4 protein-coding genes and 1 pseudogene are annotated in these 4662 nt (G+C 66.3%); 3 read left to right on the top strand and 2 right to left on the bottom strand.

The features are described from left to right. Positions 1-118 precede the first annotated feature (118 nt). Together AC2TEW_RS38280 and AC2TEW_RS38275 are read left to right on the top strand one after the other, a co-directional pair. Positions 119-885 (top strand): IS5 family transposase gene (locus AC2TEW_RS38280; RefSeq protein WP_484627781.1). Its coding sequence is split into 2 segments (ribosomal slippage): positions 119-425 and positions 425-885, totalling 768 coding nucleotides; the frame shifts between segments, so codons are not numbered across the junction. Positions 886-1028: 143 nt separating this feature from the next. Further along, positions 1029-1502 carry a hypothetical protein gene (locus AC2TEW_RS38275; RefSeq protein ID WP_484627779.1) on the top strand — a complete coding sequence of 158 codons (474 nt, stop codon included), beginning with the start codon at positions 1029-1031 and terminating at the stop codon, positions 1500-1502. A gap of 37 nt (positions 1503-1539) precedes the next feature. Here AC2TEW_RS38275 and AC2TEW_RS38270 read toward each other — a convergent pair whose 3' ends face one another. Next, positions 1540-2388 (bottom strand): IS5 family transposase, encoded by an 849-nt coding sequence (locus AC2TEW_RS38270; RefSeq protein ID WP_484627778.1) that lies wholly within the window; start codon positions 2386-2388, stop codon positions 1540-1542. Between the two features lie 253 nt (positions 2389-2641). On the opposite strand from AC2TEW_RS38270, the gene AC2TEW_RS38265 reads away from it, so the two are divergent. After that, the gene (locus tag AC2TEW_RS38265; protein WP_484627780.1) at positions 2642-4084 is read left to right on the top strand and encodes an NF041680 family putative transposase; all 1443 of its coding nucleotides are present in this window, start codon (positions 2642-2644) and stop codon (positions 4082-4084) included. A 44-nt stretch (positions 4085-4128) separates the two neighbouring features. Here the strand turns inward: AC2TEW_RS38265 and AC2TEW_RS38260 are convergent. After that, positions 4129-4662, bottom strand: a pseudogene (locus tag AC2TEW_RS38260) (transposase); the annotation flags it as partial.

The raw sequence follows: 4662 nt of genomic DNA, 5'->3' as shown, positions 1-4662 counted from the left end.
AGAGCTCGTAACACGATCTTGTGAATCGGTGCAGGTCGGCCGTAACCGGTACGACGATTGAGCTGTTCGTGATGGCGTGAGCACCAAGCCGTGGGCCGTGGATGACGAGTTGTGGGCGATGATCGAGCCGGTCCTGCCGGCCTGGCCCGAGCGGTCACCGGGACCGAAGCCCGTGTCGGACCGGCTCTGCCTGCAGGGCATCCTCTTCATTCTCTACACCGGGATCCCGTGGCAGCAGCTGCCCCTGGAGCTGGGCTTCGGCTCAGGCCAGACATGCTGGCGGCGCCTGGAGCGCTGGCAGGAGGCCGACGTCTTCGACCGGCTGCACCGGATACTGCTCGCCGAGCTCAACGCGGCTGGCGAACTGGACTGGAGCCGCGCGTGCGTGGACGCCTCCCACGTACGCGCGAAAAAAGGGGACCGGCGACGGGCCCGTCGCCGGTCGACCGCCGCAAGACAGGCAGCAAACACCACCTGATCTGTGACGGTGGCGGCACCCCGCTCCACATGATCACCACCGCGGCCAACGTGAACGACGTCACCCAGACCCTCGCCTTGGTGGACGGAGTACCGCCGGTGGCCGGCCGGGTCGGCCATCCCCGCAAGCGCCCCGACGCCCTCCTCGGTGACAAGGGCTACGACAGCAACCCCAACCGGCGCGAACTCCGCAGGCGCGGGATCCTGCCGGTCATCTCCCGCAAGGGGCAGCCCGACATCAAGGGACTTGGCAAGCTCCGCTACGTGGTGGAGCAGACCTTCGCCCTGCTCCACCAGTTCAAGCGACTGGCCATCCGCTGGGAACGACGCCTCGACCTTCACAACGGCTTCGTCTCCCTGGCCTGCTCCTTGATCTGCTGGCGCCGCCTCAAGAAGGCTGCCCCATGATCGTGTTACGAGCTCTAAGGACCAGGGACGAAACGCCCAGTGACAGTCGTCCCCACACCTCGGCAGCGGCGAGATCATTCCGTTGAGAAAACCTCGGTACAGGGTGAAGTTATCCCTGCAAAAGTATTCGCATGGTTCGATGGGTGATCGCAGACGTTGACCTCGCATCGACTATTCACAGGAACGGAAAAACCTTGAAAGCAAAGCTTAAGGTATGCCTGGTGCTCGCTCCCGGGCTGGTCGCCGCCGCCGCACTTCCCGGCGTCGCCAGCGCGTACGGGCCGGATGGTGGTGGGGCGGGACTCTCTGTCAAGAATGGTACTTCTGAAACCCTCAAGGTGACAAAATATAAAAATATATGGGAGTTCTCCTCTTGGGAAATACGTCCAGGCGGCGAGGCTGATGAATATCGGACTGAGTCTTCGAATGCATCGATTTCTTATGCCGTCGGAGACTCTGGAGCTACCATCGACATGTCGCTCAACTTGACGGGGAATAGTGAGGATGGCTTCAAGCTCACGCCGTCCTGTGCTGTCAGCGACCCCGCCCACTATACGTGCTCAATTTCGACGGGGGATCCGCAGCGTTTCAAATTCTCTGTCGATTCGAGCCGCTGAACTGGCCGAGGTCCGTAAGATGGTGTTCGATACCGATTTAGGCTGCCGCAGGCGGTTTCGGGCGGAGGTATTGCCCGGTTCTGTCCGGGCTGGCGGTCAGCCGGGTGGTCATCGAGTTGACCATGGCCCACTGGATCATCGGGCGTGACCGGTCCGGCAGCTCCTCGTAGTCGCGGTGGAGCCGCCGGTACCGGGCCATGATCCCGAAGGTCTGCTCCACCCGCCAGCGGATCGGCTGCACGACGAAGCCCTTCTGCTCCTTGTCGCGGGCGACGACCTCGACATCGATGTCATGGGTGGTGCCGTGCCTGACGACGCCGGCGTTGTACCCGGCATCGGCCCAGGCCTTGGTCACGCTCGGCCACCGGTCGGCGAGGACGTCGAGAACCTGTTTCCCGCCTGCGGAGTCCTGGACGCCGGCGGCGGTGACGATCAGCACCAGGAGCAGGCCGAGGGTGTCGGTGGCGATGTGGCGCTTGCGGCCCTTGACCTTCTTGCCGCCGTCGAAGCCCTGGGAGTCGGCGGGGGCGTTGGGCGAGGCCTTCACGGACTGCGCGTCGATGATCGCCGCGGTCGGCAGGATGCGGCGGCCCTTCTTCGCCCGCAGCTGGTCACGGAGTGTGTCGTGGATCTGCTCCGTGGTCCCGTCGCGTTCCCACTCCTTGAAGTAGCCGTAGACGGTGGTGTGGGGCGGGAAGTCGTGCGGCAGGAATCGCCAGGCGATGCCGGTCCGGGTGACGTAGAGGATCGCGTCGACCACCTCGCGCAGCTCGGTGATCGGCTCACGGCCTTCGGCTCGCGCCGCCCGCCATCGCAACAGCATCGGCTCGATGAGCTGCCACTGATCATCCTTCAGGTCCGAGGAGTACCGGCGTCGTTCCGTCACAGCTGATGAATTTCGCGGACACGGACCCGACCGCCACGAGATCATGAAACCGAGTCCGTGCCGCGCCGATCAAAGCCGGACAGTTGGGTGGATTCCCCTATCGAACACCCTCTTGCCTTGTTCTTTTTCTTCCTGACTCGAACGGTGTCTCGAACGGGGTAGCTCACATGGGGATTCGCCGGACATGAGGGCGGCCTTCGTCTGATCCTGTGCTCCGACCAAGGTGCACGTGACCACGACGAAGGCCGTGAGGGTGAGTCTGCTGCCTGATGCTGTCCGGCGGGAAGCGTTCGCGGAAGCATCACGCTTCCGGGGAGAGTTCTACGAGTGTCTGACCGCCCGGAGTGACGAGTTGTTCGAACTCGCCGGCGCGGTGCTGTGCGCGGACGGTGCGGTGAAGTCCCCGGTGGCCCTGACGCTGTTGCCCGAGCACCGTCGTGGGCACGGAGCGATGTACGGCGGCCTGAACCACGGCCGGATCGACGTCGTCCGGCTGCGGACGGTGCTGGCCGGGCTGCCGCTGCCGCGCTTCGAGGGCGGGCGCCTGGTCCTCGCCGTCGATGTGTCGCCGTGGCTGCGCTCGGACGCGCCGTGCTCGGCGGAGCGGCTCTTCTGCCACGTCTACGGCCGGGCGAAGACAGCCTCGCAGTTCATTCCGGGCTGGCCCTACTCCTTCGTGGCCGTGCTGGAGCCGGGTGCCACGTCCTGGACCGCGATCCTGGACGCGGTCCGGCTCGGTCCGGCGGACGACGCGACCGCGGTCACCGCCGCCCAACTGCGGGGTGTCGTGGAGCGGCTCATCACCGCAGGCCAGTGGCAGGCCGGGGACCCGCACATCGTGATCGTCAGCGACGCCGGCTACGACGTCACCCGACTGGCCTGGGTCCTGCGCGATCTGCCGGTCGAGCTGGTCGGCCGGGTCCGCTCCGATCGCGTGATGCGCCTGCCGAAACCACCAAGGATGCACGGCGTCACCGGTCGGCCGCCCCGGCACGGCCCGGAATTCCGCTTCGCCAAGCCGGAGACCTGGCCCGAGCCCGCGATCACCACGGTCACCGACACCGCCAACTACGGCAAGGCCGCGACCCAGGCGTGGGACCGGGTCCACCCGCGGCTCACCCACCGCTCCTCCTGGCTCGACCAGGACGGTGAACTGCCCCTGGTGGAGGGAACGTTGATCCGACTGAAGGTCGAGCGCCTGCCGAAGGAGCGCGATGCCCCACCGGTGTGGCTGTGGTCCTCCAAAACCGGCGCCACCCCTCAGGACGTGGACCGCTTCTGGCAGGCATTCCTCCGCCGCTTCGACCTGGAGCACACCTTTCGCTTCGCAAAACAGACCCTCGGCTGGACCACCCCGAAACTTCGCACCCCCGAGGCCGCGGACCGCTGGACCTGGATCCTCATCGTCGCCCACACCCAACTCAGGCTCACCCGACCGCTCGCCGCGGACCTTCGCCGCCCCTGGGAGAAACCCACCACCGCCGACCACCTCACCCCGGCCCGGGTCCGCCGGGGATTCAGGAACATCTGCCCCCACCTCACCTGCCCGACCCGTGTTCCCAAACCCAGAGGCGCAGGCCCTGGACGGCCACCCGGCGCCAGGAACAAACACCGCGCACCCCGCTACGACGTCGGCAAGACCGTCAAACGCCCCGAGAACCTCAAGGCCATCGGCAAGCCCGGACGATCTTGGTAGATATAGAACAAGCTGACTGGGTGTTTCGTCCCTGGTCCTTATGCTCAGGTGCCGCGCCAGGTTGGGGTGTTTTCGCCGGTGAGTCGGCGGGTCATGAGGCTGATCATCGCGACGTGGATCATGGCTTCGGAGCGGGCGGGGAGGGCCTCGTAGTCCCGGGCCAGGCGGCGGTGGTTCATCAGCCAGCCAAGACTGCGTTCGACGACCCAGCGGCGGGGCTGGACGACGAAGCCCCTGGTGGTGGGGTCGCGGCGGACGATCTCGACGTCGATGCCGAGGGTTGCACCGTGCTCGACGACGGCGGTCTTGTACCCATGTCGACCCAGGCCTTGCCGACAGTCGGGTGGTCGGCGGCGACCTGGGTCAGCAGCTGCCGGCCGGCGGCATCGTCCTGCACGCTCGCGGCGGTCACCAGCACGGTGACGATGTTCCGCTTCCTGCCGACGATCTGCTTCCCGGCATCGACGCCCTGCGAAGTGGCGGGAACGTTCGTGGAGGTCTTCACGCTCCGGGAGCCGAGGATGCAGGCCGTCGGCTCGGGATCACGATCTTCGGCAATGCGGACCAGGCGTCGGAGG

The organism is Kitasatospora sp. NEAU-CNBT7, assembly GCF_057220535.1.
The sequence above is the reverse complement of the archived record's forward strand: the minus strand, read 5'-3'. Positions and strand labels throughout refer to the sequence as shown.